Source organism: Butyricicoccus sp. OF10-2, from assembly GCF_003481925.1.
In the GTDB taxonomy this organism is placed as follows: Bacteria; Bacillota; Clostridia; order Oscillospirales; family Butyricicoccaceae; genus Agathobaculum; species Agathobaculum butyriciproducens.
This window is the reverse complement of the sequence record NZ_QUMC01000009.1, coordinates 49781-73685: the sequence shown is the minus strand read 5'-3', so window position 1 is coordinate 73685 and position 23905 is coordinate 49781. Positions and strand designations below refer to the sequence as shown.

The window sequence follows — 23905 nt, the reverse complement described above, 5'->3', positions numbered from 1 at the left end:
TGATATTGTTTTTCATCTATAAAAATACTCCCCTCCTAAGTCAGTGCTAATACCGACTCCAGAGGGGAATTTTTCTTTACTGCCGCATGACTGCCGCCAGCTTGCGAATCAGCTCCATGCCATACTCATAATCGAGCAGATACTGCATGGTCTTGCCACTGAGGCCGGCCGCCTGCTGCACCTTAGTGATCGCCGCCTGCGTCTCGGCATCGGTTTCCGGTTCGGCCGGCTTGGTCGATGCCGCGGTATCATACTTAATGCCGAGCGTATCAAGGATACCCTTGGCGTATGCGATGCCGAACTCCTGCTGCTTTTCCTTGGTGCCCGCCTGTGCTGCATCAGCCTTGGTGTCAACGAATACACCCTCGCAGATGACCGCTGGGCACTTGGTGTCGCGCACGAAAGCGTAGTAATCGCCACGCTGGCCCTGTCTGGTCTTGCAGCCGCGGCTGTTCTGGCCGATCTTGATAACCTGCTTCTCAATATTCTGCGCGAGGACCTTGCCAGTGCCGCCGTTCAGAGTGTGATATACCTCAAAGCCGTCACCGCCGCCGGAGTTGTTGTGCACGTCGATAGCAAGATCCGGGTTGTACGCATTGCACTCGCGAACCTCCTCGTTGATGGGGTCCTCCTCGTCCTTGGTGCGGCTCATGCGTACCTCTACGCCGTGTGCCGTGAGGTAATCGCGGCACGCCAGCGCCATCACAAGGTTCGCCTCTTTCTCTACAATGTAGCCGACCGCACCGCTGTCGCTGCCGCCATGTCCCACGCCGATAAATACTTTCTTGCTCATTTTCTGCTCCTCCTTTGGAACTTTCACGTTCGCTTTGCGCTTAATGCAAACCACACTGCACACCGGTCTGCCGTCTGCTCCCTCTTTTTCCGGCGCGAACAGGCAGCCGTCCGACGCGCGATACATCCCCGTGCTGCCGCCTGCGTCCTGCACGAGCAGCAGCTTGACGTCGTAGCGGTCGCGGACGTACTGCGCCACCTCGTACTCGGTGTGGCTCGCAGAGGTCTGCACATGAATATATCTACCGTCTGTCAGCAGACCGCACATATTTCTGCTGCGGCGGTCGGACTTACCAAGAGTGCTGGATACCTTGCCGTCCTTGACGGCCAGCTTCCAGCCGCTGACCGCATTGCTGGAATCCAACACCAGCCGCTCAGGCGTACCGCCATAGCCGCACTCCCGACCTTTGGCTTTCAGATACTGCAAGGTGCGTCCCTTGATAACGCCGTAGCGGTCGCTTCCCTGCCCGGTCATGTTGAACAGCGCGAGGTTGTAAACGATGTCCGCACTCTCGTCTGCCGCCCACTGCCGGAGGGTCTTTGCAGGCTTGCCGGCGGCACTGTACGGTGCCGCCGCAAACCAGATGGCGTACTGACTGCGGTCGTAAATATCGCAGCGAATGCTCATGCTGCATTCTCCTTTCATCTACTTGAAAGAAACTTTCAAGTCCATTTTACTCCGCTGAGGGCGCAGTGTAGCCCTTTGCCCGTGCGCTATCAGAAATGCCGGAAGTGGTCGGGTCATTCAGCGCACTCCAGATATTGCTTGCCACCAGGAACAGGCAGTACGGATTGCTGAACGCGCCGGTAATAACGTTCCACAGCCCTGCCCACGTGGTCATATCCGCAGCGGTCAGACCGCTGTACGCCAGCACGGTCGCCAGCGCGCCGGTCAGCACCTGCACCCAGAATACCGGGTTCTTCAGACGAATTTTCCAGTTCATAAGTACCTCTCTTTCTCAGTTCAAGCCAAGCTGCCGAGCGACATAACCGACGAAAATGCCGACGAGCGCCGTCGCGCCGTAAGCCACAACCTTGCGCCACATCGCGCCGTCGCGGTCCTCGAGCGTTTCCAGCCGCTTGCCCTGCTTTTCCTGCTCTTTGACCATACTCTCAATGCTGGTGGCCAGTTTGCCGACCGAGGCGGTCAGACTGTTCAGCTCACGAATATTGTCCTCCAGCAGCTCAATGCGCTTGTCCTGCCGACGATTTTCTTCTTCGAGCCGTCGACGAAACTCTTCGTGCTCGGCACGAGTGATGGAACCGTCCATTTACATTCCTTTCCGGGCTGTTGCCCTATCGCAAGTGTAAAAATCCCGGTGGATTACTTGTTGTAGTCATCGCCGGTGATTTTTTTGTACTGCTCGGCGGTGATTTTCTTCTTCACCACCGCATTGCCGACCATTTTCTTGGTCCACAGGCCGGCGTCGTAATACTTCTTAATGCGGTCAAACCAGTTAGCCATTTCACTGCACCTCCGTATCGGTCATCATGCTGATGTAGTCCACCTGAGCCGCCAGTGCGGTGTTGCTGGTTTCCAGCTCCTCCACCTTAGACACCAGCTGCGAGATTGCCTGCGCGGTCGTGTCGGCGGCGGCCGTGGTGCAGATGGCGGTGTAGGTCTGCTTGTCCTTGTCGTAGGTGATGGCACGCAGCGCATAGCCGCCGTGCGCCTCAACCAGATCGCCGTCATCGGTGCGGACCTCGACCAGAGCGGTGTTCAAGTTGGACACCGCATCAAACGTGGTTTCGGTCAGCGTCAACGTCAGGCTGTCGCCCTGGCACTGATAGTCCAGCGCCTTGATTCCGTTGATTTTCATGTGTGCTCCTTTCCGCGGTTAAACCGCTACATATTTGTTATACTGATGCCGGATTGTTTCGTCCGACATTTCAGCGTAAATTTGGGTGGTTGCGATATTCTCGTGGCCAAGCAGCCGCTGAATGACCGCAATATCCATGCCGCCGTTAAGCGCCAGCGTCGCAAACGTATGACGCAGCAGGTGCGGATGCACCCGCTTATCCAGACCGGCCCGCAGGCTGATTGCCCGAACCATGCGCTGGATCGCACGCGGCCTGAGCGGCGCGTAGGGCGATTTACTGCTCACAAACAAGCCGGTGCCGCCCTTGCGGGATACCATGTACTCCTCAATCATCAAGCGTGCGCGGATGCTGAAAAAGACCACACGATCCTTATCGCCCTTGCCGGTGACCTGCACCGACCGGCTCATCAGGTCGAGGTCAGAGGCCGACAACTGGGCAACCTCGCTCAGACGGCAGCCGGAAGATACGAGAAACTCGATCAGCGCCTTCTCTCGATAGGTTACGCAAGCGTCACGCAGCCGTTCCAGCTCTTCCACCGTCAGCGCCTGGCGTGCTCCTACCTTGTCGATCTTGATGGACTTGATCTTGCTCATCGGGTTCTTCTTGATCTTCTCCTCCATCGTGAGCCAGCCGAAGAACGCCCGCAGGCTGTTGATATGCGTCTGCAGTGACGTTTCCTTGAGATTGCGCGTCTCGTCCAAAAAAGCAATATAACCTCGGATGTCGTCGGTGGTGATTTTGGTCGTGCTCTTGGTCACTTTAGATGCAAATAATTCAAGGTGGCTGCGGTAGTTTGCAAGCGTTCTGGCGGACAGACCGTCTATCTTCTTGGCACCCAGATAGTGCTTGATCCGACGCTTCAAATCACTGCGCTGCTCATCATTTTCCTTAAAAATAATGTAGCCTTTTAAGATAGCGTCGAGTTCTTCTGCGGTCGGCGTTCCCGCCGCAAAAGTTGTGAGAAGCTGCCTTGTCAGCTCTGTTTTGGCCGTCATGTTGTAATTCCCCTTTCGGATTTTGGTATGTTTATTATACATACTAAAACCCCAAATGAGGAGTGTTTGCGTCGCATTAGGTTGCTATGACGGCCATTCAGAAATCGCAGACTGCGCTCAACGCGATTGCCGCATCGAGCATGGCAACCGCTAAATACGCAGCCGGTGCAGCAGGACTCAATCCGGCCGACTATGCTGACATGACTGCGATTGCAGCCTCTCAGGTTGCTATGGCGGCGATTGCAGCCTCTCAGGTTGCTATGGCGGCCGTGGCAGCTTCTGCAACTGCTCTGAAAGCGGTTGTGGCGTCGTCTACGGCTTGCGGAGCCATCGAATCCTCTACGGTAGCTATTAACGCCATGAATGCTGCTTCTGGGTTTACCGAGCAGACAAATATGACATGTCAGGCGAATAGCAGCATGAATGCGATTACGATTAACACAAAGGCGTGGGTAAACGAATACTGGAACAGTTCCAGCGATACAAATACTTCGGTTCGTATGCTGATTGGCGTTGCAGTAGTCGGTGGAGGTTCTGTCAATATTGGCAATCTCTCTACCGCAAAGACACGCCAGAAGGTCAATAAATTCATGTCAACCATTCGTCTTGCTACTACCTATGGATCCAGTTTGACCTACGGCGGTATCCGCTATAAGCCGATTTCGTAACGCCGCATTATCTTCCTAAGACGTACCGCGCACCTCAAATATGCTGTTTTAACACGGCATATTTGAGAAAACGCGGTGCGAAGATGCATAGCTATACAAAATCAGCGGGCAAATCAGGCTATATTCGGGCGATTACTGCGCATTAGGAAGATAATGCGTAGTAAATCACGTCCAAAATTCAGGCTGCTTTGCAGGGGATATAGACAAATGTAACCTGACCCGAGGTAGAAGAATTAGCGTTGGCGAAAGCCTCTAACCGGCAGATGTAGTGAACAGATTGATGCTCTGTGCACTGCCTGTTGAAGAATACGTCTTGGCTCCGGATGCAGTTTCCGAAGTGTATACATAGCGCACACCGAATGTCCAACCAGAATTATTATGAGTCGCAGAGATGATAAAGCACGGGCCGTTCGTTACCAATTTAGCATAATTACCGTTGCATGCACTGGTACTTACGCTCTTTTTCAGCGAGCTGGAAGCCAAAGCAGCCAATGCACCGGAAGAATTGGTAATCGCAACTCGAGCTTTACCCGATCCGGCAATAGCCGCCATAGCAACCTGAGAGGTTACAACGGCATTGAGCGCAGTCGAGTTGCCGATGATAGCCGCCATAGCAACCGAAGAGGTCACCACGGCATTGAGCGCTGTCGCGTTTGCGATGATAGCCGCCATAGCAACCTGAGAAGCCGCTACCGCCGCCATAGCAACCTGAGAGGATGCTACCGCCGTCATAGCAACCTGAGAGGATGCTACAGCCGTCATGTCAGCATAGCCCGACGGATCCAGATTAGCGAGGATTGCAACGGTCTTACCCATGACTGCGCTGCTCGCTCCGGTAAACGTTTTCCACGCCGTCGCATTGGCCTGCAACGCTTTGATTGCAGTGTCGCTGCGCCACATAGCAGCCATTGCCACCGGCGATTTAACAATAGCCGCCATAGCAACCGAAGAGGTCACCACGGCATTGAGTGCAGTGGCGTTTCCGATCACAGCCGCCATAGCAACCTGAGAAGCCGCTACCGCGTCGATGTCTGCATAGTCAGCGCAGGACAGCCCCGCCAGTGTAGCGATGGACTTGCCAACCGCCAGCTTGCTGCCGCCGGCCGCGCGCCAGATCAGCGGGTTGTTGGCCATCTCCTTGCAGCGGGCGGAATCACTGAGCAGATCGTCCCAACCGGTAAACTCGTAAAACTGGTGCAGCCACGTTTCTACCGCATCGTCTGCCACATCACTGCCGAGCAGCAGCTCAAGCAGCTTGTCGCTGTTGCGGTCCGGCAGATTCACCGGAACGCCCAGTACGACACTCACACCACCGAGGTTGGCGGCAAACTCCTTTGCGTGGGTCGGATTGGACAGAATTGCCTCCATGCGGTGTACGCCTTTTCGGTAATTACTTTTGAGTGCGCTCATATAGGACATAAAGTCCGACTGATTTACGCCAAGCATTATCTCTCGCCTCCATATTCAATCGCTACATAGTTAATCTTGATTGCGTCAGCCGTGGTCGTCGTACCGTTTACCAACGTGGCCGCGCTGTGCGACGGATTGGTGCCCGTCGAGTCGCCGGTGTAGTAACTGCCGGTCTGGAGCTTCCGCAGACAATAAAGAAATTTCTCTGCGGTGATATCCTTGACCAGCACCACGCCGTCAAAGTCCTCAGCCTGACATACAACTTGCGGGATGCCCTCAAACGCCTCTCTAAAATGGTAGGTATTCCATCCCGCGCCCGTGTTGGTGATCGTGCCGACCTCCATCTCGGTGTCCTGCAGCTCACCGGTTCCGCTGTCGCTCTCGCCGCCGATCATGCCGCCGAGCTGGTCAGCGGTCAGACGGCCGTCCTTATCCAGCACCGCCGGACCGTTCGGCTGGCCGAGCAGGGTCAGCGCGATAGCACCAATCTGCGCCGGCGTGATCTTGTGCGGATTGCCGGTGTCCTTGACATGCGCCGCAAGCACAGCGTTAATCGCCTTAAACAGCGCAGCGTGCGCCGCTGCCGAGGTGTTGTGCTCGTTTATCGCACCTGCTTTCTCGGCGCCGAGTTCTGGGGCAGTCAGCCCGCCGCCTTTCACGGTCTTCTTGACCTCGGAAGCCAATTCCGTGGTCTTTACACGCGCTGCAACTTCGTTGTCCAGCTTGTCCCAGTTGTCGTTGAGCGCCTGCTTGATATTGAACGTGCTTGCGCCGTCCTTGTCCGGATCGTACTTAAACAGCCCCAGAATTTTGGTTTTCAGGCTCACGCCTGCACCTCCTCAAATGCAAATTCGCTGATTTTGTGCGTCTGCAATTCGTCCAGCGTCATGCCCTCGATCTCGCGGACGAGAATCCAGCGCCAGAGATATTTGCTTGCCAGATGGCACGGGATCACGCGGTCCACTGCCTCCTGCAATGCGGCAAGCTCAGCCGGAGCCGGAATGCCGTACGCGCCGATAAACGTCAGCAGGATCACACCCTTTGCAAAGCCGACGGAAATCTCGCCGTTTTTCCACGAGTCGCACACGCGCTGAATCAGGTCAACGTCGCACTTGCCCGAGCCGCGCCACCGTGCAATCAGCGCCGTGCGGCGCTCCTCCAGCGTGCCGGTCGAGGCCAGTCCGGCGTCGCGCTCCTCAATGGCAAGCGCCCACGTCATGCTTCCCGGAAACAGCTGCTGCGTAATGTCGAGCATCTGCTCTCGCTGCGTGTCGTCGAGCGACTGGATCGCGGCAAGCAGGTCGCACACCCACTTGTCCGTGCGGTACGCCACCGGCAGGCTTTTCCGCATGTTGTCAAACTCAGCCATAGGTAATTGTCACCTCGCCCAGTACCGGACACTCGCGCTCCGCGATTGCAATGTTCACGATACCGCCGGACACTTTCAGCCCGGCGTAATCAATCACACCCGGCGTGTCCATGATGGCCGCGCCGATCTGTGCATAGCTGACATAATCCTGTGTGAAGACCGTGCTCGCCAGATAGGCCGCAACGCTCTCCTTGATGCCGGATGTCAGGATGTCCTCGGTTACGGTGTCCGATTTGGACACCGTGCAGCTGACCGTGATGGCCTTGCCGGTCGCGGCAGTAACAAAGCACTGTGCGCCGATGGGCGCCTGTCCGCGGCCTGCGCCCTCGCTGTCGGGGTCAATGTAGTCCTGTACCGACTTCACGAGCGCAGGCGATGCAGGCTGACCGGCGTTGTCCGCGATTACGACATCAACTGTGTTGACGCCCTGCACCCGCGGGAACACCTTGACATGACCGACACCGGCCACCTCAAGCGCCCACTGCACATAGTGGTACACGTTGCCGCTCGTCGCAGGCGTGCGCAGCACGACCAGATATCGCGCGTAATACTCGCTGTCCGACTCCTCGGCATAACCGCCGCCAATCGGTTCAGGGTTATCACACGAGGCAATGCCCTGCACTGCCACCGGCATCTGCGTCACGCTGTGTGCGGGCAGATTGCCTGCCGTGCCATCCACTGTGCAGGTGACCGGTACAGTGCCATCGCCCTCAATGGCTACGGTCTCGGTTGCGTAATACTGAACACCGCCGCCGGACTCAAACAGCGTGCCCTGCTCGACCGTACCTGTGCCGGTGACGGTCAGGCTGCCGTGTGCAAAGGTCGCCGCTTTGCGCTCCAAGCCGGAGCGCGGATAGATGTAGCGATCAAGCGCGCTGTCGTGCAGATTTTCGGGGTCAAGCTGCTGTCTGGCCTCGTCAATCGTTGTGTCCGTGCCCTCCATCCGCAGGCTGACTGCGGCTAAAAGGTCATAAGTCGGGAAACCGATGGTCTTTTGATAGCTTTCCGGCATTGCGGACAGCATCTTGTCTAAAATCTCACTCGCTGACATACGTCGTCACCTCCTCACTCTCTCCGCTGTGCAGCCGGACTGTAAAGCGTACCTCCACGCCGCGCCGCACGCGCGTAAACTTAAAACTGTCAAGTGACCGGATAGCCGGACAGAACGCGGCGGTCTCTCGCACGTTGCGTTCAATCTCGGCAAAAATCCAGCCCTCCGGCACGCGCCGGTCAAGGCTGACCGCCTCCACGCCCGGCTGGGTCGTGCCGCTCGTCCGGTAGATTGGGATTGCACCCGGTTTCTGGCGCAGCATCAGCTCAAGCCACTGCTTGACCGCCTCAATGCCCTGCCGCTCGACCAGAGCGCCGTCGATCAGCTGAAAACTGCCCGAGCGTCCGTCCTCATGGAACACAAACTCCGGAGAGCGCCCAATGCTCTCCGCGACCTGCGCGGGCAGCTCCTCCGGGATAACCGGAAACACATCGGCCATAGCCGACACCTCCTATAAAGAATCTAAAACCAGCAGCTCACTGCCTTGCAGAATGGCCGCCGCCTGCATGCCGACCTTCCACGTTTTGCTCTTTGCCGTGGCGGTCATAATCAGGCCATCTCCCGTGCTGAACTGAAATTCCTTGCTTACCACAGAAAAAATCAACTTGGGCGCTACCTGCAAGACCTCGGCGCGATACCAGCCTTTGGGTAGGCTCTTTGCCGCTTTTCTCGCGGTGTTCTTGATGGCCAAAGCCATCTCTGTATCCCATGCCACTGGCGCACTCCTTTCCACATCTTGCACAGTTTTATCCACAACTGCGCTATATTTAGTAGTTATCCCCACGGCGTACAGAAACCGGACACCTCACCATAGCTGCGCGTTACGCGCTTGACGCTGTTGGAGTAGTTGCCCTCCACCGTCTCAAACGACGATGCTCCAGCAGAAATTACAATGCCGATGTGACGGTCACCCTGAATCATCAGATCGCCCGCCTTAGGCTTGTAACTGCCTGCCGATTTGTACTTGCCGCGAGACTTGAAATAGCTGCTCATATCGCCAACGTAGCCGTAGCCTGTCGGGATAGCGCACCGGACTTATACGCACACCAGCAAACAAAATAAACACACCAGGCAACACCGTTGTGACCGGCCCACTGGCCGTACTTGTTGATGTCCTTGCCGGACTCCTTGTAACCGACCTCGCCCAGTGCCGTGTTGATAAACGACACCGCACTGCCCGAGCCGCCGCCCGATCCGCCGATGATCGCAGAGCCGTTTTTGCGTCCCCAGCGGTTGCACTCGGCGTTGCTCGACATGAGTAGGTCGAAGTGGTACACACCGTTCACGATCTGGATTGCGCCGCCGCGGTCGTTGACCGTGTAGGTCGTGCCGTCGAGGCTTGTGCCCGTGTCGCGCACCGTGATTTTGGTGCCAAACGGCACAGACGGCGGTGCGGCGCAGGTGTGCTTGCTCGGGTCGAGCCTGTTGCCTTGTGCATCCAGATAACCGCCCTCCAGCGCATTGTTAGCCGGATAGTAGGCAGTAAACAGCGCCTTGACAATGGTGCCGCCCGAGCCGACGTCACTGCCGCCGGACAGATCCGGCAGGCCGAACACCTGCACCTTGTCCGTGCTGGCGGCCTTGATGGCTGCCGCGTCAGTCTTGCCCTCGGCGGCGGCTCGCACCTGCTCGAGTGCCGTGATTTCGAGCGCCATCGTGTGTCCTGCACCGCCGTAGTGATGCTCCACGCGAGTAATACGGAAGTTGCCCTTGATGCCAAACGCGGGCGAGTTAAATCGTAGTACCACGCCGCTCTGCACCTCATCACATCCCCAGATTTCCGAGATAGAGCGGGTCTGCCCTACCTTGTCGGCATTTTTCAGCAGATTTTTCACCATCTGCCCAAGCACAGCCGTACCGGGGTTCTCGGTCACGGTCTCAATATGTTGCATAAAGCCGTAGCGCTTGATGGATGCCGCGTTGCTGGCCTGTGCGCCGATGTACGCCTTGCCGTCGTCCTCGGCGGCAATGACAACAGCGTTGTAGGTGTCCTCAATGCTGTCCTCGCCGCTCACCTGCCCGAGCGCCCATGTAATGTCGAACGCTGCGATGTTGGCGGCCGGCTTGTGGTATGCCTTGATGGGCGCGGTCGGCAGCGCTTCCACCACCAGACCACTGTCACCGACCCTGTGGCGATAGCCCTTGCCGGTCGCGGCGGTGCAGGTGTCCAGCACATCGCTGATAATGTCGGACGGCGTAGAGCCGGTCCACAACTGCGTGATCTTGGTCGGCAGGCTGCACACCTTTCCGACTGTCACGCCCGCCTTGGCACACGCCTTGCGGATGACCTGATCGGCCGCAAGGTTGTTGACCTGCAGCACGATTTCCGACTTATTCAGATACCAGCCGCGGTCATAAGCGGTAACACCGCCGTCCAGCGTCACCGTGATAATGATGCCGGAAAAGACCGTTTTGCCCTGATTGGTCACGCGCACCTTATCGCCCGGCGCGAGGCCGAGCTTTGGCGTGTACTTGTCCCACGGCGAGATAAACGTCTTAAACGTCAGCTCTGCCGCCAGCGTATCAAGGTCGTCCGTCAGCGTCATGTCACTCGCAAATGCGGTGATATCGCGCGGCTGTGCGCCGTCGCGGTACAATATCAGCTTGTGGTCATCGACATATCCTGCCGCCATCGGCGCACCTCCTCATTTTATAAATCTGTATTCTGTCACGGCGATGGAATACTCCAAATCGCCGTTTTTTCGCACGGTAACATCAAAGCTGTCAACCGTCACCGGCATGTTAAGCCGTGCCGCGCCCTTGCTGTCGAGCACGATCAGCCGGAACGGCACCTTCTTGTCGCGCCACCGGCTCAGAAAATCGACATACGCCCAACCATCCGCAGACGCCTCAGACGGCATGAAGGAGTATCGGTGCACTGGAAGCAGCGCCGTCCACTCCATGTGCCGCAGACCGAGCGTGCCGATGCGGCGATAGTCTCGACTCAGGCCCTCGTAGGTCTCGTGGTGCTGCTCCGGCTGTGGAATCGGGAAATCCGGCGGACAGTGCGGCAGCGTCCAGACCTCCTCGTTGTTGTTGACCGAGAAAATTATCTTGTACACGCACCGCACCTCCTTATGTGTTGCCGAGCGCCGCCAGCACCTTGCGGCCGACGTACTCTCCGACCTGCTCGGTATATTCACGGTTGCCGATCACGTTACCCTGGATGGTGACATTGACCGTCACGCTCCGACCGCCTGCCGCCTTGACAGACACATCATGCGGGATGATCTGCGTGCCGCTCGGCAGGTTCATGATCTCACCGCCGCGCTCGTTGACACGGGTCAGGCCGCCGCGCCAATAGGGCGTACCGGTTGCCTTGCCGAGTCCCGGCAGGCTCAGCAGGCTGCTGGGTGTCGGCTTAGGTACCGTCGTAGTGGTCGAGGTCGTGGTCTTGACCGGACCGGCCGTTGTAGTCGTTTTGCTTCTGGTTGTTGTCTTGGTCGTACCTGTGGACGTGCCCGAGCGATTGCCCGTTGTGGCATTGTCTACCCACTCGATAGCGTCGCCCAGTACACCCTTGGCACCCTTGTACAAGCTACCGAGGATGGGGATGCTCTCAATCTTGTCATTAAGCCACGACAGCTTGCTTGCTACCCATTCCAGCGCCGTCTTAGCGGCATTTTTGACCTTGTTGAACGCCCCGGGAAAGGCAGTGCCAATGCGAATGCTGACATCCTTAAACTTGTTCCAAAGGCTCTGCGCACCGGCCTTGATGGTGTCCCAGTTTTTGTACAGCAGCACACCGACCGCAATCAGTGCCTCGACAGCAGGATGACTGCACCGATCGGGTTTGCCGCCATTGCAGTGTTAAGTCCGGTCTGTGCAACTGTCGCTGTGCCGGTGGCGGCAGCCTGACCGCCCAGTACACCGGTCATGGTCAGGAGAGTAGTAATCGCTCCACCAATTGTGCTGATAGAATTAGTCAAGCCGCTGTTAAAATCGAGCACCTTCTTCACGGCCCACATACCCGCCAGTACCTTCAGTGTTGCAATCAAAGTGTCGGAATTGTCGCGGCACCACTGCACTGCATCTCCGGCTTTCTGCAGGGTCTGCGCAAACTTCTCATCAAACTGTTTTTTCAGATTGCTGAGATCCAGATTGGAAAGCCAATCAGTAAGCGCATCCGCTTTTTTCTGCACCCAGTCCAGCGCCGATCCGGATCGGATTGAGCCGTCCTCGGCGGCGCCCGCCAGCACCCACAACTGACTTTTGAGTTTGGAACTGGTGTCTCCCACCTTGGCCAGCATCTCGTCCAGCGTCGCATGATTACGCCGGGCGTTGATGACCTGCTGATTATTGGCGTAGAAGCTGTCCGCAGCCTTGTCGTAGGTCTTGGAGAGCGTATCCATGATCAGCTGATTTCGTTTGCTGACATCGGTTGTTTTCTCCAGCTTGGCGTTAAAATCATCCTCCATGATGCCGACCCAGTTCAGCGCATCAGCGAAAACGCCGGTCACCTGTCCGGTTCGCGCAGTCTCGTTGGCGGACTCTACCAGACCTTCGATCGGCAGCGAATCGCCAAACGTACCATGCACGCCTGCGGCGATCCGCGTCCATTTCGTTACATCTTCCGCATTCTTTGCCATGTTGGCAAGCAGCTGGCTTGCCTCGGTCGCGGTGTCCGTATCACCAAGGATCGCATAAAAGTTGCGGTAGCTCTTGCGAGCGACATCGGTGGAAAAGCCCGCCGCCTGAAATCCAGCGTTTAACTTGCCCTGCGCAACGCGGTACTCCTCGGTGGCACCGTCGAGTGCAATGAACGCAGCGGTCATGCCTGCAACAGCCGCACCGGCAGCCTTGACACCCTTCTTTGCAAAATCCCCCAACGCCGTGAGCGATTTATTTTTGAATGCGACCACCTTGCGGGTGGCCTGCATCATGCTGTCATCAATGTTCTTGCCGGACTTCTTCGCGGCCTTCGCCGCAGCGACCAGTCCGCCGGACATTTCATCCTTCAAGGTGAGGACGGTGTTGATAACCTTATTTTTAGCCACTATTCCGTCCCTCCTCCGGTGCGTATGCGCGGCAGACGCCTGCCGCAATCAGGTTTATCATATCCTCGTACCAGCGCGCCCGCCCGACTCGCAGCACCGCACGGTCTGCGTAGCTCATCTGCCGGATTTGCTCCGGCGTGATGCCTCGCGCCGCGTAAAATGCTGCAAGGTCGAGCACCGGGTCGCGCTCAATCAGTTTTTTGCCGGGTCCTCATCCTCATCACCGGCAATCAGGCCGAGCCAGGTAAACAGGACTGCCGCGAGCTCATTGACCTCGCGGACATCCATCAGCACCCAGATAACGTCGTACGGGTCGGTCACGCCGAGCGCGGTGTGCAGCTCCGGGTCCTGCAATGCCGGACAACATTCGTAGATCAGCTGTGCGCCGATGTTCAGCATCTGCGCCGGCTGCTCTCGTGCAGCGAGAAATGCCTCATAAGCATCCAGCTGTGCGGTATGCCCGATCTTAACAAAATCAAGCAGCTGACCGCCGACCTTAAACTGAATGACCTTGGCTTTGTCAGCCTTGCGCTGCTCGGCTTTTGCCGCCAGCGCGTCCAGTAACTTCTTGTCCATGCTTTACTCCTCCTTAAATCGTCTCAAGAACCTCGAAGTGACCGAACTTGAACGGCACTTCTTCCTCGATCTTGCTCTTCTTCTCGAACTTGGCGAGATACATCTCGTCGATAGTCACATCGCGGTACGCGATGCGCTCGACCTTGTTCGTGCCCTTCTGCTCGAGGGCAGTGATAATGGTCGTCGTCGGCATCTCGCCGGTCTGGAAGGCGTCCGCCATCAGCTTCAGCACTTCCGAGTCGATCTTGAGCATCGTAAACGTGCCCTCGCCGGAATAACCATTATAAATGCGATAAGTCGCAGGGTCACCGCAGTTGTTGACCTCTTCAAAGTCGCCGGTGACCTTCGCCTCCACGCTCTGGAGCGTGGAAAGGCGCTTGCCGTTGAACCACATATTGCCCTGATTGGAATGGAGCACGCGATTCGGGTTAAAACTATCCATATGTACCTCCTTATGCCATCGCGATCGGGAAAATCAGATCGGTCATCGAGTTCAGAATCTTGACATTTGCGGTCAGGTAAACCGTTCTCTTGAACGGGTTGGCCTTGACAGTATCATCGTCCCAGTCCGCAGCCTCGCTCTTGCCGGATGCCACCCACGCCGCGCGCTGCGCGTCCGTGTCGATGGCGGCGGCGTTCGCGTAGTCCGGGTCGAGGATATTCTGCTGCACGAGCTGACGGAAGTACGAGCTGTTGAGCGCTGCCACCAACATCATCTGATTGTCGCGGCTGTTGCGGTAATTGCCGAGATACGTTTCCCGGAATGTCGCCGCAATGTCGTCCTTCATCATGTCCATTGCTTCCACGGTTTCAATGAACTGCATATCTTCGGTTTTGGTCTTGCCGTCCGTGGTCGTCATAGAGTTAATGCCCTGCGCGATACGCACGGTATTGTCCTCGCTGTTAACAAGGATAAACTTGCCGGTGCCAAGCGCCGCATCGTTGTCCTCGACCTCCTGCACCTCTTTCAGATTGGAGCACTGATAATTGGTGCTGCCTCTCGTCACGTTGCAGACGGCGAAAATGCCGACCAGCGACGGCAGATACGCTACGCCGTCCTTTTCCCCGCGATCATCGGAGAACGTGACCTTTTCGTTGATGAAATTGACAACGTGCATATCATCCGGCAGAGTCGTGAGGTCATAGCAGACCGCCTTGTAGGTTTTCTTCTTGGTGCTGTCCTGCGTCTTGACCCACGCGGCAAGCGCCATACCATCATCTGCACTCTGGCCGGCAATAGTCAGCCAGCCGGTTTTGACCGTCTTAGAGATTTCTGTCAGCGTGTCGGCCAGTGCTCCGGTGGTATCCAGTCGGAACAGGTGCATCTGGTACGGCGCAAAGCCGAGCAAGTCGCAGATGGCGTTGTAGTTGTCTGCGGTGTACAGGCTCTCGTCCGCCTGTGCGGCGCTGAGGTCGCTGTACTGCTTGTGCGTGAAGCTCTTATCCGTATCGTCGCGCACGATCAGGATTGCGATGCCGCGTTCCGAGCGTCCGATGAGCGACACAGCTCTCTGCTCAAAGCTGATTTCGATTTTCGGCATTGTAATTGCCATTGGTTTTACTCCTCCTCTCAGTATTCGAGGGTTTCCATCATTTCTCCGGTTTCGGCGGCGCTCTCGCACCAGCTGAGTGCAAACTGGAGCACCAGCACACCGAGCGATATAGTCGTGCTGACCGTATCGTCCGGCACCAGCACGATCTCACCGGTGTCGATACCGGTTTCAAGTGCGGCGATCAGGCGTTCCGCCATCTCACTGCACTCCTCGAGGTACTCCACCCGCTCGGCGGGATAGTACCAAACGTCCACGTCGATCGACCGTTCCCGTGTACCGCCGCAGGCGGCGTTTCCCTCTGCCGGGAATATGTCGATCTTGAAGGACGGACGCACCACGGGTTTATCGGTGTCCGATTTGGACACCGGAACACCGGGTGCTGCTTGCTTTAACAGCGCGGTCAGTGCCGCGCGTACTTCTCGAATTGTCATATTTTATCTATCAACCCGTCAACCATATCCTCGGCGGCCGACTCAAACTCCGGTTCAAATTCCTCAGCAGCCTTAGCAAACACCTTTTTGCCTGCCTGATAACTGCCCTTTGAGCCGTCACGCAATTCCGGCGTCCAGCGTCCTCAATGAGATGACCGATTTTATCCGAGGAATATACGCGGATGCGCATCTCGTCATCTCTCTTGTTGACCTTGCCGCGCTTGATGCTCCGGTGATAGTCGCCTGCTTTACGGTCATACTTTGGACGATGGACTGCTGTACGGCGCACATCAGCCCGGGCACGCTGAGCCGTTTTTCGGCGCAGCTTTGTGCCGCTGGTACGCAGCATCTTTTTCTGCGCTTTCAGCATTTCTTTCGGTTGTGCCCCCAGACGTTCCGCAAAGTCCATCAGTTCCGAGCAGTCAAACCCGTCACGCATCCTCAATCACCAGCTTCAGCATAACCTCCAGACGGTCACGGCGCTTGTAATGCGGCTGCCAGTACAGCACATCATACCGCTGACCCTCATAGACGAAATACGTCGCCGTGGTCAATCTGCACGAGCGCGGCCGGATGGTCAGCTTGTGCGTGACCTCGGCGCGCACCGTGTCGCCCGGCAAGGTTTCGTTCCTGCCGGACATGACAGTCAGCGCACCCCAGATCTTGCCGTCCTCGGTGTACTGCCAGCAGGTTTCGCCGATGTCGTTTTCAATCTGGTGCTTGTTAAACACCGTCAGGCGGTGTCTGAGATCATTGGTCAGCGCCATTTGCGCCCTCCTTTTCCGGGTATCGGCTGGACATGGCGATATGATTGAGTAAGGTCTGCACGGTAAACGGCACCTGTGTCACGCTCGTGTCCGTGACAGGCGTGCGGTTTTCGTACCAGTGCGCCGTCAGCTGGAGCACAGCCGTGTCGAACAGCTCATCACTGTCCGACGGCGGCTCCTTGCCGGTCATATCCCGGACGGCAGTATCTGCCGCCCGGATCAGACTCTCAATCAGCTCGTCCTCATCCGCATGGTCGATGTGGGCGTACAGCTTAAAGCGGTCGAGCGTCAGCATCAGGCGCTCGCCTTCACGAGCTTGCGGACCGCATCGGCCTGGCTCGGCTTGCAGTCGAACATCGCACAGCCGAGGAACAGGAACGCATTGGTCTTGACGTCAAACGTCGAGGTAATGGTCACGTCCTCCGGCATATTGCCGATGACAGTGGACAGGTCAGCCAGATACGCCTCGTGGTCACCGATGCGCTCGTCGATGAGCACCGGATAGCCGTAGATGTAGTAGCTGCCGCCCTCGATGCGAACGAGGTCGTTCTTGGACTTGTCCTGCAGCGGCATAAAGTCGGTGAACAGGGTCTTCTTGCTCATCAGGAACTGTGCGCCTGCATCGTAGCCGCCGGGCAGCAGTGCAATGAGATCGAGCACGTTCTGGTTGGTCAGTGCGGCAGTCTTGCCGACAGTGACCGAGTTGGTCGCGCCCCAGGTATTCGCCTTCTCGATGCCGGTGCCCTGATCCGTGCCGGTGCCCTTGATGATGGTGTCCGAGATCAGCTTTGCGATCTTCTTCGCCAGCATATCGGTCAGCCAGTTTTCGAATACATCGAGCGCCATCTGCTGTACAGACTTGGAGATCTGCACGAGCTTGGTGATCTCGTACGCCGACAGGTTGATCTTGGTCAGGCCGGTTTCTGCTGCGGTGATAGTTGCATTCTCGGTGTGGTAGGCTGCATCTGCCTGCTCACTCTCAACTGCAAAGGTGACATTGCCCGGCACGCGCAGCAGCGTTACCTTGTCCAGCAACGGTGCGTACTGGTGCACCTTCTCGATGATGGTGTTCGCGGTCTGGGTCGGTACCAGCGGACCGGCGGAAGCCGTTGCAGTGGACCATGCACGCTGCTCGGTTTCGGTCAGCTCGTTGTTTGCCAGCGTTTTCAGCCATGCGGAGCGGTATTCCTCGCTCGAGCGGTCATACTCGCGCTGCTCCGGCGGAGTCGGCTGCGGCTGGAACGTGCGTACCTCGCCGCCCGCACCGTTTGCGATCTTGTTCAGCAGATTGCGGCGCTGCTCTGCCTGTCCCAGCAGGGTCTTGCGCTCCTCGAGCAGACTGTCGGTTTCGGTGCTCAATGCGTCAAGGTCTGCACCCTCGCTGTCCATCTCGGTGCGGATGGCTGCCAGACGCTCCTCGATCTCGGTCATGCGGTTCTTGCCTGCAAAAAACTGCAGGCCGACCTGATTGCGGAAACCGCCGAAGATCGCCTGCTTGTTCTGATTCTTGCTCATTTACTTTTCCTCCTTTGTAATACCATAGGTTTTCAGCTTGAGTTCCAGCCTGCGACGCTTGTCCGCCTCCGCGTGCTCGCGCTCGGCCTCCGCCTTTGCCCACGAGCGTGCCGCAATACTGGTGCCGTCGTACGCCGGAATATCCACCGCCGCTACATCAAACACCCGCTTGAAACCGGTAATGCGGCGCAGATGCTTTGCGCGGTCATATTCCTGCTTGTTGACGGTGAACGCGAACGACATCTGATCCAGATAACCGCCCCGGATTTCCTCGTAGAGCCTCCGCCCTTCCTCGGTGCCGGACAGGTCAGCCGAAATACGCAGACCGCGTGTGTCCACGGTCAGCTGCAAGGTGCCGTTCTTGGTCCGTGCCACGGGTTTACCCCCATGGTTATAATTCATCACGACATCGCGCATCTCCGCTCCCGTAAACGCGCTCCTGTCGATGACTTCCTTGTACTCGATACCGTCGTACTCGTACAGCACGGTCTCCTCGTCGAAAACCGCCGCGTACCCTTCCACACGGTACTGCTTATCCTCTTCCCCCGTGTCCAACGCCCGCACCTCAAAAGTGCGGTAATCATGGGTTTCCGGTGTGATCGCCATTGTCGCCCTCCTTTGACGTATCGCCCACGGCGTCCAGATTGGACACCTCTGCGTACTCCTTGCGGATGTAGTACTTGTCGCCGTCCTCGACCGGACTCATGTTGAAGATTTCCAGACCCATATTGTGGGTCAGGAAGCCGCGGTCGAACAGCTGCGTCACGACATTCAGCTTGGTCTGGTTGCTCGCATACTGCAAACGGTTCGCCGTTGCGATGATGGACGCGCCTGCCGCGATTTCCTCCGGTGTGAACGTCATAGCCGTCAGCACCAGCGACAGCTGAATGGCAAACGGCTCGATAAATCCCTCGTAGTAGGCGTTCCACTCGTCCTCGTTGTAGGTGTTGGTGAGGATTTTCTCATTGGTACCGAAATACTCGAACACGCTCGCGCGGATCAGCTCCTGCTGCTTGGGATTGACGACCATCGCCGCCGACTCGATCTGCTTAACGTCCGCGTACTTGCTGTCGAACATGGCAACGCCGGTCGAATTACCGGCCAGATTGTCCCGCGCAAAGCGTTCGCGCTCGGCGGTGATGTCCTTTTCCTTGAGGTTGCCGTTCAGACGAGCCAGAAACCGAATGGTCGTTGCATTCTTGATGCCGTTGATAATGCCCTCGGCCTGCGTCTGCGCCATCTGCATGGTCGGCATGAGCGGCCGGTTGTCCGAACCGAAGAAATCGTCCTCGTACTGGTGCTGGGTCAGGATACCCGCTCGGTTCAGCTCGATCGCGGCCTTTTGACCGCCCCAGAAGCTGTACTGCAGATACGGCTCACCGCCGTACTCACGCACCGAGGACTGCTGCGGCAGTACCGGATAATAGCCGATCAGCCGTCCGGCGCTGTCCTCCATCGGCACGATAAAGGCGTTGTTCTGCACCAGATAGATGGTCGCCAGCCGCGCAAGGAACTTGCTCGCATCCATAAACGGATTGGGCTGCATCCCGAGCACGCGCCGCAGATCCGGCCGGGCATCGCCCGTCACCTCGAGGTGCAGCTTGCTGCAATGCCGCGCAAACGCCGCAATCGCCGCCCGTGTCAGCTCCATCTCGTACAGGCCACCGCGATAGGTCGTGTAGACCGGCTGGTAGGCAGTCAGTGTCTTAAAATATTCCCTTGGTGCTGTCCCTCCGGGCGGTCTCCGCGGAAACAGCTTCTCAAGCAATCCCAATGTTACGCCTCCTCGTTCATCGTTACATAGTCGTCGTAGTGGTCCTGCAGCACCTTGTACGCGCAGATCAGCGCAACCGTGCCGTCAATCCTGCGGCGGCTGTCCGTGATCTTAACCGGCTGAATGTTGCCGTTGATGTCGGTGCGGACCTCGGTGTTGACCATGCACCACTTGTCGATCGGGTTGTTGTTATCGACCACCAGACCGGCGCCGAGGTCGGCCTTGAGGTCCTTCATCGGCTGGGACAGCGACAAGGTGCCCTGCCGCACCGGTATCATGCACTGTTCGCCAAACTCGGCCTTGAAGCGGTCGAGCAGGCTGTCATCAATGTGCCACGGGTCATAGCCGATGTAGCGGACATACAGGTCTTCCTCGTCGCGCAGCTCCACGAACCAGTCGAGCATGACCTGCTTGTCCACCTTGTTGCCCGGCACGGCGCGCATCAGGCCGCGCTTGACCCACAGGCTATACGGCACGCTGTCGCGCTCGCGGCGGTTGCCGGCGGCGGCGTCCGCGTCCAGTACGCTCTGCGGCAGCCAGTACATGCTGCGGCGGTAAATCTTCCGGTCACCCGGTCGCTGACAGATGACTGTTGCCGCGGCAAGGTCGATGCTGTCCGCCGCGTCCATGCCGCCGATACCGTAATCGAAGGCAATGCGGAACGTCTCCGGATTTGAGCACTCCGCCCAGGTCAGCCAGCTTGTCGCGGCGTTCTCCTTGAGGTTGAAGTCCTTGACCAGTACGGTCGGCAGGAAGGACGGATCGTTGTCCGCCTTCTGCACCATGCGTCGAAGATAATCGAACTTCTTGATGGTGCCGAGACCGGGATTTGCCTTGATCCACATTTTCTCGTTGCGGTATTCGTCCCGCTCGTCCAGCTCGTAGATCCATGCCAGGAACGTGTCATCATCGATCGAGCCGTCAATCACACCGGCGGCATACTCGTACTGGGCATCGAAAATGCTCTCGCGCACAAAGCCGTTGGTCGAGATGGAAAACAGCAGCGGCTGCTCTCGTGCCGACATGGACTGCTTCATATCGTCATAGATCGCACGATTCTTGATAGCCGCCAGCTCGTCCACGAGTACGCCGTGAGCGTTCAGACCGTCGAGCGTGTTGGTTGCACTCGCCAGCGCCGTGATAAAGCCGAGGTTGTACGGGTAGTACAGGTCGCTCTGGCGCTTGCGGATAGCCGCCGCCAGCTCCGGCGACTGCTTTCGCATATTGACGCAGGCGTTAAAGCTCTTCGCCGCCTGCTCCCGCTTGGTTGCGATGGAGTAAATCTCCGGTGCACCCTCACCATCATTAGCGAGCAGGTCGATTTCAATACCGGCGCACTCGGTCGTTTTGCCGTTCTTTCGTCCCTCGACGATCATGCACTCCTGATACTGCCGCAGACCGGTGTGTGCATCGACAAAGCCGAAAATCGCCTGCCAGCGTGCTTTCTGGAACAGCTCCAAGCGCAGCGGTGCGCCGAGCTTACCCTGCGGCTGCTTGCAGAACCGCTCCACAAACTCAATGTGATGGTTTGCCAGGGCTTCATCGAACACCCACGGCCGGTACTTCTCCGGGTGACGCAGCTTGTCGAGCAGGACGGCACACAGCGTTCTGACTTTGCGGCACGCAGTGATTTTGCCGGTCAGCACCAGACAGGTGTACTGCTCCAGCCAGTTTTCACCCTCCGGTGCCGGTGTTTTCTTTGCTTCGCGCTCCATGCGTTTAACAAGACGTTCTCTCGCCTGTCTGGGGTCTGTTTTAGCTGCCGTACTGCTCACCTCCTCCGGTTTCGCCTGCTTTTGCGCTCTGACGGACGCACCCGGGCGATCCCATTGCCGGATGTGCCGCCGTATCCTTGCCCATATACTCGATATGGGTGGACGGAATGGCAATACCGTCCGTCACAGCGCAAAAACAAAAAGAGCCGACAGCACCATCTCTGGCAGTCTGTCGGCTCTGGGCTCGTAGGCCTCTGGCTCTCGTTGTTACTTCTCGTTGCCGGTGTTCAAATTGGACACCGTTTCCCGCATTTTCCGGTGCGGGCACTCCGTCACCTGCGATGCCCGCGTCCAAGCGCTCTCGCAAAATCCCTGGCTGTTGATCATCGGGCAGGTCAGCGGACAGATCGTGCGCTTTCCCATCAGCCGATACGCCTCCCTGCGGCCGTGCGCTGCCACTCAGTCAGGGCATTCATTTCCCCGTTGGACTCCGGCAGCAGGTCGCACAGCGTCTTGATGACTGTGGTGTAGTTTTTTATCATTGTGTTGTACACTTCGACCTCCGGCGACTTCTTCGTGCCGAACTGATTTTCGCCGTTCTGGTACTCGGATACACAGCCGTTTTCGTTGATGGAATCCCGTAAATCCTCCAGAGTTACGGCCATAAAAGCCGCATTATCCATGAGTTTTTCGGCGGTTTTCCGCTTGTTTTCGTCCATTTTTGCAAAGACCTCTGCGAGCTTCTCGCGCTCGCGTTTTATTCTTGTTTCGGCCTTCGGTTTTCCCATGCCGCACCTCCTCTCAACTACACCCCTCCTGCACCCGTCACTCGGTGAAATTTGAGTGGGTGGTGCGGTCTTCCGCCGGTCAGCGCCGCGGCTCGAATGGGGGGAGTAGGTTTCCGTCCTCATCAAAGCCACAGCGTGCGCCGCTGTGCTTTGCCATGTGCTCAATGTCGTGGCAGTGATGGCACAGCAGCTCGAGGTTGGACCAGCCGAGTGTGCGTGCCGGATCGTTCATGTCCTGCGGCCGCAGTGCCTTGCGATGGTGCACGATCAGTCCCGGCTTGCCGCATCGCTCACACAGTCCGTGCTTGCTGACCATGTAGGCTTCGCGGGTGTCGCGCCATGCCGCCGAGTTGTAGAACGCTTTCGCCCAAGGCTTTGCCATCAGCGCACATACTCCTGCATCGCGTGCAGCGCTGCGCTGGTGGACTCGATGATCCGGTTGATTCGATCAACGCGGCAGGTCAGCTTGTAGCGCTTCTCAAAGCTCGGTTCAAGTTCGCGTTCCTGCAGCAGCTCCTGCCGCCGCTGACGTAGCCGGTCGAGGTTTGCGTTGTACTCGGGTATCATTTCGCGCACCGTTTGCACGCGGCTCACCGCCTTTCGGGTAAAATAAAAAGCCGACGGCGTACACTCCTCGCGGGAATGTTACGCAGTCGGCTCGGATCTCGATGGATTCTGGCTCACGCCGTCAAAATCGACGACGGACTCGCTTTTGCACTTTTCACACCACAGTGGGAAATGCCACAGGTGGGTTTCGTTCAGCGTGACCTGCACGCGTGTCGGGCGTCCGCATCGCGGGCACACGATTTTCTTCTTCTGTTTATGATTATACACTCGTTTTCCGCTCCTGTCTACCCTTTCGGCGTTGTTTCTCCGGCCCTCTGTCATATGTTATAGACAGTTCCAAGCCAGAATCAACGCGCTTGTGACTGCGCGCTGTCTTACTATTATAATGTATGGTTTTCGGCAACAGGTATTTGATGTACTTGCAGCTTGCGACTTCGTTCCGGCCGCCGCCCTCATCGAGCACCTGTGCTCCGGGCGGTGCATCAACGGTCGTGCCGTCGTCCACCCATTCGTAAGTCGTGACCGGTCGGGCAAGGTTGCGGCTGCCGACAAACTGCTTTTTACCGTTGAGCGATGCCTCGCGGCGCTCCTTGGTGAGATAGCCCGCCCAGCCGTCGTAGCCGCGCTCGCGGACGTAGTTCAGCTGGATATCGTCACCCCAGAGCCAGAGTGACCGCATCAGCTCCAAGTCACCGCCTGCGGCGTTGATGATAATGTGCGCGTGAGGCCGGTGGTCTCCGTGCCTGCCCTCGAGCACATAAATGTATTTCAGATCCGGCAGACCTCGCGCCTTGCGGTAGGCCCGCATCTGCGCAAACACTTTGCCGAGGTGCTTGCGTGTCACGTCGGCGCTGTCCGGCAGGTCCGCATCTCGATAGGTGACGGTCAGCACTAAATCGCCCTCGTCAAAGTTGGTCGCCATCAGCATTTCCAATTTTCTTTGCGCGGTGTTCGCGTTGGTTCGCGCCACCTGCTCCTCCGTCACCTCGCGGATGCGCTTGCGCTCCTGCTTGCTGGCGTTCGGCCGCGGCACCGTGTAGGTAATGTCCCACACAAGCCGTCCGGCGCGGATTGTCTTTCTCCTCTTCATTCAGTCCTCCCGGTGTCCAAATTGAA

Annotated in this window: 37 protein-coding genes; 1 reads left to right on the top strand and 36 read right to left on the bottom strand. The window is 57.6% G+C overall.

Annotation, left to right across the window (positions count from 1 at the left end):
• Positions 1 to 76 precede the first annotated feature (76 nt).
• From DXB00_RS17145 to xerA, 6 genes are read right to left on the bottom strand one after another with little or no spacing between them, the layout of a single operon-like run.
• On the bottom strand, positions 77 to 1420 hold the full coding sequence (locus DXB00_RS17145) for an N-acetylmuramoyl-L-alanine amidase (RefSeq protein ID WP_243107178.1): 1344 nt from the start codon (positions 1418 to 1420) through the stop codon (positions 77 to 79).
• 46 nt (positions 1421 to 1466) lie between these two features.
• The gene (locus DXB00_RS06780) at positions 1467 to 1736 is read right to left on the bottom strand and encodes a phage holin (protein ID WP_118361572.1); all 270 of its coding nucleotides are present in this window, start codon (positions 1734 to 1736) and stop codon (positions 1467 to 1469) included.
• A 15-nt stretch (positions 1737 to 1751) separates the two neighbouring features.
• On the bottom strand, positions 1752 to 2063 hold the full coding sequence (locus DXB00_RS06775; protein ID WP_119214677.1) for a hypothetical protein: 312 nt from the start codon (positions 2061 to 2063) through the stop codon (positions 1752 to 1754).
• A gap of 53 nt (positions 2064 to 2116) precedes the next feature.
• Positions 2117 to 2257 carry an XkdX family protein gene (locus DXB00_RS06770; RefSeq protein WP_119214676.1) on the bottom strand — a complete coding sequence of 47 codons (141 nt, stop codon included), beginning with the start codon at positions 2255 to 2257 and terminating at the stop codon, positions 2117 to 2119.
• A 1-nt stretch (position 2258) separates the two neighbouring features.
• Positions 2259 to 2612, bottom strand: a complete 354-nt coding sequence (locus DXB00_RS06765) for a hypothetical protein (RefSeq protein ID WP_118647303.1) — start codon at positions 2610 to 2612, stop codon at positions 2259 to 2261.
• Between the two features lie 18 nt (positions 2613 to 2630).
• Positions 2631 to 3608: a site-specific tyrosine recombinase/integron integrase gene (gene xerA / locus DXB00_RS06760; protein WP_158581266.1), complete on the bottom strand. Its 978-nt coding sequence runs from the start codon at positions 3606 to 3608 to the stop codon at positions 2631 to 2633.
• An 86-nt stretch (positions 3609 to 3694) separates the two neighbouring features.
• On the opposite strand from xerA, the gene DXB00_RS06755 reads away from it, so the two are divergent.
• Positions 3695 to 4276 carry a hypothetical protein gene (locus DXB00_RS06755; protein WP_119214674.1) on the top strand — a complete coding sequence of 194 codons (582 nt, stop codon included), beginning with the start codon at positions 3695 to 3697 and terminating at the stop codon, positions 4274 to 4276.
• 252 nt (positions 4277 to 4528) lie between these two features.
• On the opposite strand, the gene DXB00_RS06750 is transcribed toward DXB00_RS06755, so the two are convergent.
• From DXB00_RS06750 to DXB00_RS06615, 30 genes are all read right to left on the bottom strand, one after another.
• Positions 4529 to 5722 carry a hypothetical protein gene (locus DXB00_RS06750; RefSeq protein ID WP_119214673.1) on the bottom strand — a complete coding sequence of 398 codons (1194 nt, stop codon included), beginning with the start codon at positions 5720 to 5722 and terminating at the stop codon, positions 4529 to 4531.
• Positions 5722 to 6513 carry a hypothetical protein gene (locus DXB00_RS06745; RefSeq protein ID WP_119214672.1) on the bottom strand — a complete coding sequence of 264 codons (792 nt, stop codon included), beginning with the start codon at positions 6511 to 6513 and terminating at the stop codon, positions 5722 to 5724. Before DXB00_RS06745 ends, DXB00_RS06750 begins: the two co-directional genes overlap by 1 nt.
• Entirely contained in the window at positions 6510 to 7055 is a 546-nt protein-coding gene (locus DXB00_RS06740; protein WP_118648554.1) for a putative phage tail protein, read from the bottom strand. Before DXB00_RS06740 ends, DXB00_RS06745 begins: the two co-directional genes overlap by 4 nt.
• Positions 7048 to 8106: a baseplate J/gp47 family protein gene (locus DXB00_RS06735; protein ID WP_119214671.1), complete on the bottom strand. Its 1059-nt coding sequence runs from the start codon at positions 8104 to 8106 to the stop codon at positions 7048 to 7050. Before DXB00_RS06735 ends, DXB00_RS06740 begins: the two co-directional genes overlap by 8 nt.
• Complete coding sequence (locus tag DXB00_RS06730; RefSeq protein WP_119214670.1) at positions 8093 to 8545, bottom strand: DUF2634 domain-containing protein; 453 nt, start codon at positions 8543 to 8545, stop codon at positions 8093 to 8095. The genes DXB00_RS06735 and DXB00_RS06730 overlap by 14 nt, the downstream gene beginning before the upstream one ends.
• A gap of 12 nt (positions 8546 to 8557) precedes the next feature.
• Positions 8558 to 8821 carry a hypothetical protein gene (locus tag DXB00_RS06725; RefSeq protein WP_119214669.1) on the bottom strand — a complete coding sequence of 88 codons (264 nt, stop codon included), beginning with the start codon at positions 8819 to 8821 and terminating at the stop codon, positions 8558 to 8560.
• Positions 8822 to 8880: 59 nt separating this feature from the next.
• Positions 8881 to 9099, bottom strand: a complete 219-nt coding sequence (locus tag DXB00_RS06720) for a CHAP domain-containing protein (protein WP_119214668.1) — start codon at positions 9097 to 9099, stop codon at positions 8881 to 8883.
• Complete coding sequence (locus DXB00_RS06715) at positions 9096 to 10739, bottom strand: 3D domain-containing protein (RefSeq protein ID WP_119214667.1); 1644 nt, start codon at positions 10737 to 10739, stop codon at positions 9096 to 9098. Before DXB00_RS06715 ends, DXB00_RS06720 begins: the two co-directional genes overlap by 4 nt.
• Positions 10740 to 10751: 12 nt before the next feature.
• Entirely contained in the window at positions 10752 to 11168 is a 417-nt protein-coding gene (locus DXB00_RS06710) for a hypothetical protein (RefSeq protein WP_119214666.1), read from the bottom strand.
• Positions 11169 to 11181: 13 nt separating this feature from the next.
• Positions 11182 to 11850: a hypothetical protein gene (locus DXB00_RS06705; protein WP_119214665.1), complete on the bottom strand. Its 669-nt coding sequence runs from the start codon at positions 11848 to 11850 to the stop codon at positions 11182 to 11184.
• Positions 11851 to 11861: 11 nt separating this feature from the next.
• The gene (locus DXB00_RS06700; protein ID WP_119214664.1) at positions 11862 to 13103 is read right to left on the bottom strand and encodes a hypothetical protein; all 1242 of its coding nucleotides are present in this window, start codon (positions 13101 to 13103) and stop codon (positions 11862 to 11864) included.
• Complete coding sequence (locus DXB00_RS06695) at positions 13096 to 13281, bottom strand: hypothetical protein (RefSeq protein ID WP_119214663.1); 186 nt, start codon at positions 13279 to 13281, stop codon at positions 13096 to 13098. Before DXB00_RS06695 ends, DXB00_RS06700 begins: the two co-directional genes overlap by 8 nt.
• Positions 13282 to 13295: 14 nt before the next feature.
• Complete coding sequence (locus DXB00_RS06690) at positions 13296 to 13679, bottom strand: hypothetical protein (RefSeq protein WP_119214662.1); 384 nt, start codon at positions 13677 to 13679, stop codon at positions 13296 to 13298.
• Positions 13680 to 13692: 13 nt separating this feature from the next.
• Positions 13693 to 14121: a phage tail tube protein gene (locus tag DXB00_RS06685; protein ID WP_119214661.1), complete on the bottom strand. Its 429-nt coding sequence runs from the start codon at positions 14119 to 14121 to the stop codon at positions 13693 to 13695.
• A gap of 10 nt (positions 14122 to 14131) precedes the next feature.
• Entirely contained in the window at positions 14132 to 15232 is a 1101-nt protein-coding gene (locus DXB00_RS06680; RefSeq protein ID WP_119214660.1) for a phage tail sheath C-terminal domain-containing protein, read from the bottom strand.
• A 17-nt stretch (positions 15233 to 15249) separates the two neighbouring features.
• On the bottom strand, positions 15250 to 15663 hold the full coding sequence (locus DXB00_RS06675; protein ID WP_119214659.1) for a phage tail terminator family protein: 414 nt from the start codon (positions 15661 to 15663) through the stop codon (positions 15250 to 15252).
• Positions 15664 to 15673: 10 nt separating this feature from the next.
• On the bottom strand, positions 15674 to 16102 hold the full coding sequence (locus tag DXB00_RS06670; protein WP_119214658.1) for an HK97 gp10 family phage protein: 429 nt from the start codon (positions 16100 to 16102) through the stop codon (positions 15674 to 15676).
• Positions 16095 to 16430: a head-tail adaptor protein gene (locus DXB00_RS06665; protein WP_119214657.1), complete on the bottom strand. Its 336-nt coding sequence runs from the start codon at positions 16428 to 16430 to the stop codon at positions 16095 to 16097. The genes DXB00_RS06670 and DXB00_RS06665 overlap by 8 nt, the downstream gene beginning before the upstream one ends.
• A complete protein-coding gene (locus DXB00_RS06660; protein WP_119214656.1) occupies positions 16414 to 16725 on the bottom strand; it encodes a head-tail connector protein in 312 nt (103 codons plus the stop codon). Before DXB00_RS06660 ends, DXB00_RS06665 begins: the two co-directional genes overlap by 17 nt.
• Positions 16725 to 17945 carry a phage major capsid protein gene (locus DXB00_RS06655; RefSeq protein ID WP_119214655.1) on the bottom strand — a complete coding sequence of 407 codons (1221 nt, stop codon included), beginning with the start codon at positions 17943 to 17945 and terminating at the stop codon, positions 16725 to 16727. The genes DXB00_RS06660 and DXB00_RS06655 overlap by 1 nt, the downstream gene beginning before the upstream one ends.
• A complete protein-coding gene (locus tag DXB00_RS06650) occupies positions 17946 to 18551 on the bottom strand; it encodes an HK97 family phage prohead protease (protein WP_119214654.1) in 606 nt (201 codons plus the stop codon).
• Positions 18526 to 19719: a phage portal protein gene (locus DXB00_RS06645; protein WP_119214653.1), complete on the bottom strand. Its 1194-nt coding sequence runs from the start codon at positions 19717 to 19719 to the stop codon at positions 18526 to 18528. The genes DXB00_RS06650 and DXB00_RS06645 overlap by 26 nt, the downstream gene beginning before the upstream one ends.
• A gap of 2 nt (positions 19720 to 19721) precedes the next feature.
• Positions 19722 to 21494, bottom strand: coding sequence for a terminase large subunit (locus DXB00_RS06640; protein WP_442861362.1), 1773 nt, complete (start codon positions 21492 to 21494; stop codon positions 19722 to 19724).
• Positions 21475 to 21621, bottom strand: coding sequence for a hypothetical protein (locus DXB00_RS16315; protein WP_158581265.1), 147 nt, complete (start codon positions 21619 to 21621; stop codon positions 21475 to 21477). Before DXB00_RS16315 ends, DXB00_RS06640 begins: the two co-directional genes overlap by 20 nt.
• 80 nt (positions 21622 to 21701) lie before the next feature.
• Entirely contained in the window at positions 21702 to 21857 is a 156-nt protein-coding gene (locus DXB00_RS16310; protein WP_158579326.1) for a hypothetical protein, read from the bottom strand.
• The gene (locus DXB00_RS06635) at positions 21857 to 22222 is read right to left on the bottom strand and encodes a hypothetical protein (protein ID WP_199697262.1); all 366 of its coding nucleotides are present in this window, start codon (positions 22220 to 22222) and stop codon (positions 21857 to 21859) included. Before DXB00_RS06635 ends, DXB00_RS16310 begins: the two co-directional genes overlap by 1 nt.
• Before the next feature lie 79 nt (positions 22223 to 22301).
• Positions 22302 to 22604 carry an HNH endonuclease gene (locus DXB00_RS06630; protein ID WP_119214651.1) on the bottom strand — a complete coding sequence of 101 codons (303 nt, stop codon included), beginning with the start codon at positions 22602 to 22604 and terminating at the stop codon, positions 22302 to 22304.
• Positions 22604 to 22807, bottom strand: coding sequence for a hypothetical protein (locus tag DXB00_RS06625; RefSeq protein WP_119214650.1), 204 nt, complete (start codon positions 22805 to 22807; stop codon positions 22604 to 22606). Before DXB00_RS06625 ends, DXB00_RS06630 begins: the two co-directional genes overlap by 1 nt.
• Positions 22808 to 22867: 60 nt before the next feature.
• Positions 22868 to 23056: a cysteine-rich KTR domain-containing protein gene (locus DXB00_RS06620; RefSeq protein ID WP_158581264.1), complete on the bottom strand. Its 189-nt coding sequence runs from the start codon at positions 23054 to 23056 to the stop codon at positions 22868 to 22870.
• Entirely contained in the window at positions 23049 to 23879 is an 831-nt protein-coding gene (locus tag DXB00_RS06615) for a rolling circle replication-associated protein (protein ID WP_119214648.1), read from the bottom strand. Before DXB00_RS06615 ends, DXB00_RS06620 begins: the two co-directional genes overlap by 8 nt.
• Positions 23880 to 23905: the final 26 nt, after the last annotated feature.

Bases quoted from the DNA above. Each gene is read 5' to 3' on its own strand.
- DXB00_RS17145 (WP_243107178.1), bottom strand. From the start codon at position 1,420: ATGAGCATTCGCTGCGATATTTACGACCGCAGTCAGTACGCCATCTGG.
- DXB00_RS06780 (WP_118361572.1), bottom strand. From the start codon at position 1,736: ATGAACTGGAAAATTCGTCTGAAGAACCCGGTATTCTGGGTGCAGGTG.
- DXB00_RS06775 (WP_119214677.1), bottom strand. From the start codon at position 2,063: ATGGACGGTTCCATCACTCGTGCCGAGCACGAAGAGTTTCGTCGACGG.
- DXB00_RS06770 (WP_119214676.1), bottom strand. From the start codon at position 2,257: ATGGCTAACTGGTTTGACCGCATTAAGAAGTATTACGACGCCGGCCTG.
- DXB00_RS06765 (WP_118647303.1), bottom strand. From the start codon at position 2,612: ATGAAAATCAACGGAATCAAGGCGCTGGACTATCAGTGCCAGGGCGAC.
- xerA (WP_158581266.1), bottom strand. From the start codon at position 3,608: ATGACGGCCAAAACAGAGCTGACAAGGCAGCTTCTCACAACTTTTGCG.
- DXB00_RS06755 (WP_119214674.1), top strand. From the start codon at position 3,695: ATGACGGCCATTCAGAAATCGCAGACTGCGCTCAACGCGATTGCCGCA.
- DXB00_RS06750 (WP_119214673.1), bottom strand. From the start codon at position 5,722: ATGCTTGGCGTAAATCAGTCGGACTTTATGTCCTATATGAGCGCACTC.
- DXB00_RS06740 (WP_118648554.1), bottom strand. From the start codon at position 7,055: ATGGCTGAGTTTGACAACATGCGGAAAAGCCTGCCGGTGGCGTACCGC.
- DXB00_RS06735 (WP_119214671.1), bottom strand. From the start codon at position 8,106: ATGTCAGCGAGTGAGATTTTAGACAAGATGCTGTCCGCAATGCCGGAA.
- DXB00_RS06730 (WP_119214670.1), bottom strand. From the start codon at position 8,545: ATGGCCGATGTGTTTCCGGTTATCCCGGAGGAGCTGCCCGCGCAGGTC.
- DXB00_RS06720 (WP_119214668.1), bottom strand. From the start codon at position 9,099: ATGAGCAGCTATTTCAAGTCTCGCGGCAAGTACAAATCGGCAGGCAGT.
- DXB00_RS06715 (WP_119214667.1), bottom strand. From the start codon at position 10,739: ATGGCGGCAGGATATGTCGATGACCACAAGCTGATATTGTACCGCGAC.
- DXB00_RS06690 (WP_119214662.1), bottom strand. From the start codon at position 13,679: ATGGACAAGAAGTTACTGGACGCGCTGGCGGCAAAAGCCGAGCAGCGC.
- DXB00_RS06685 (WP_119214661.1), bottom strand. From the start codon at position 14,121: ATGGATAGTTTTAACCCGAATCGCGTGCTCCATTCCAATCAGGGCAAT.
- DXB00_RS06680 (WP_119214660.1), bottom strand. From the start codon at position 15,232: ATGGCAATTACAATGCCGAAAATCGAAATCAGCTTTGAGCAGAGAGCT.
- DXB00_RS06675 (WP_119214659.1), bottom strand. From the start codon at position 15,663: ATGACAATTCGAGAAGTACGCGCGGCACTGACCGCGCTGTTAAAGCAA.
- DXB00_RS06670 (WP_119214658.1), bottom strand. From the start codon at position 16,102: ATGCGTGACGGGTTTGACTGCTCGGAACTGATGGACTTTGCGGAACGT.
- DXB00_RS06665 (WP_119214657.1), bottom strand. From the start codon at position 16,430: ATGGCGCTGACCAATGATCTCAGACACCGCCTGACGGTGTTTAACAAG.
- DXB00_RS06660 (WP_119214656.1), bottom strand. From the start codon at position 16,725: ATGCTGACGCTCGACCGCTTTAAGCTGTACGCCCACATCGACCATGCG.
- DXB00_RS06655 (WP_119214655.1), bottom strand. From the start codon at position 17,945: ATGAGCAAGAATCAGAACAAGCAGGCGATCTTCGGCGGTTTCCGCAAT.
- DXB00_RS06650 (WP_119214654.1), bottom strand. From the start codon at position 18,551: ATGGCGATCACACCGGAAACCCATGATTACCGCACTTTTGAGGTGCGG.
- DXB00_RS16310 (WP_158579326.1), bottom strand. From the start codon at position 21,857: ATGGGAAAGCGCACGATCTGTCCGCTGACCTGCCCGATGATCAACAGC.
- DXB00_RS06635 (WP_199697262.1), bottom strand. From the start codon at position 22,222: ATGGGAAAACCGAAGGCCGAAACAAGAATAAAACGCGAGCGCGAGAAG.
- DXB00_RS06630 (WP_119214651.1), bottom strand. From the start codon at position 22,604: ATGGCAAAGCCTTGGGCGAAAGCGTTCTACAACTCGGCGGCATGGCGC.
- DXB00_RS06615 (WP_119214648.1), bottom strand. From the start codon at position 23,879: ATGAAGAGGAGAAAGACAATCCGCGCCGGACGGCTTGTGTGGGACATT.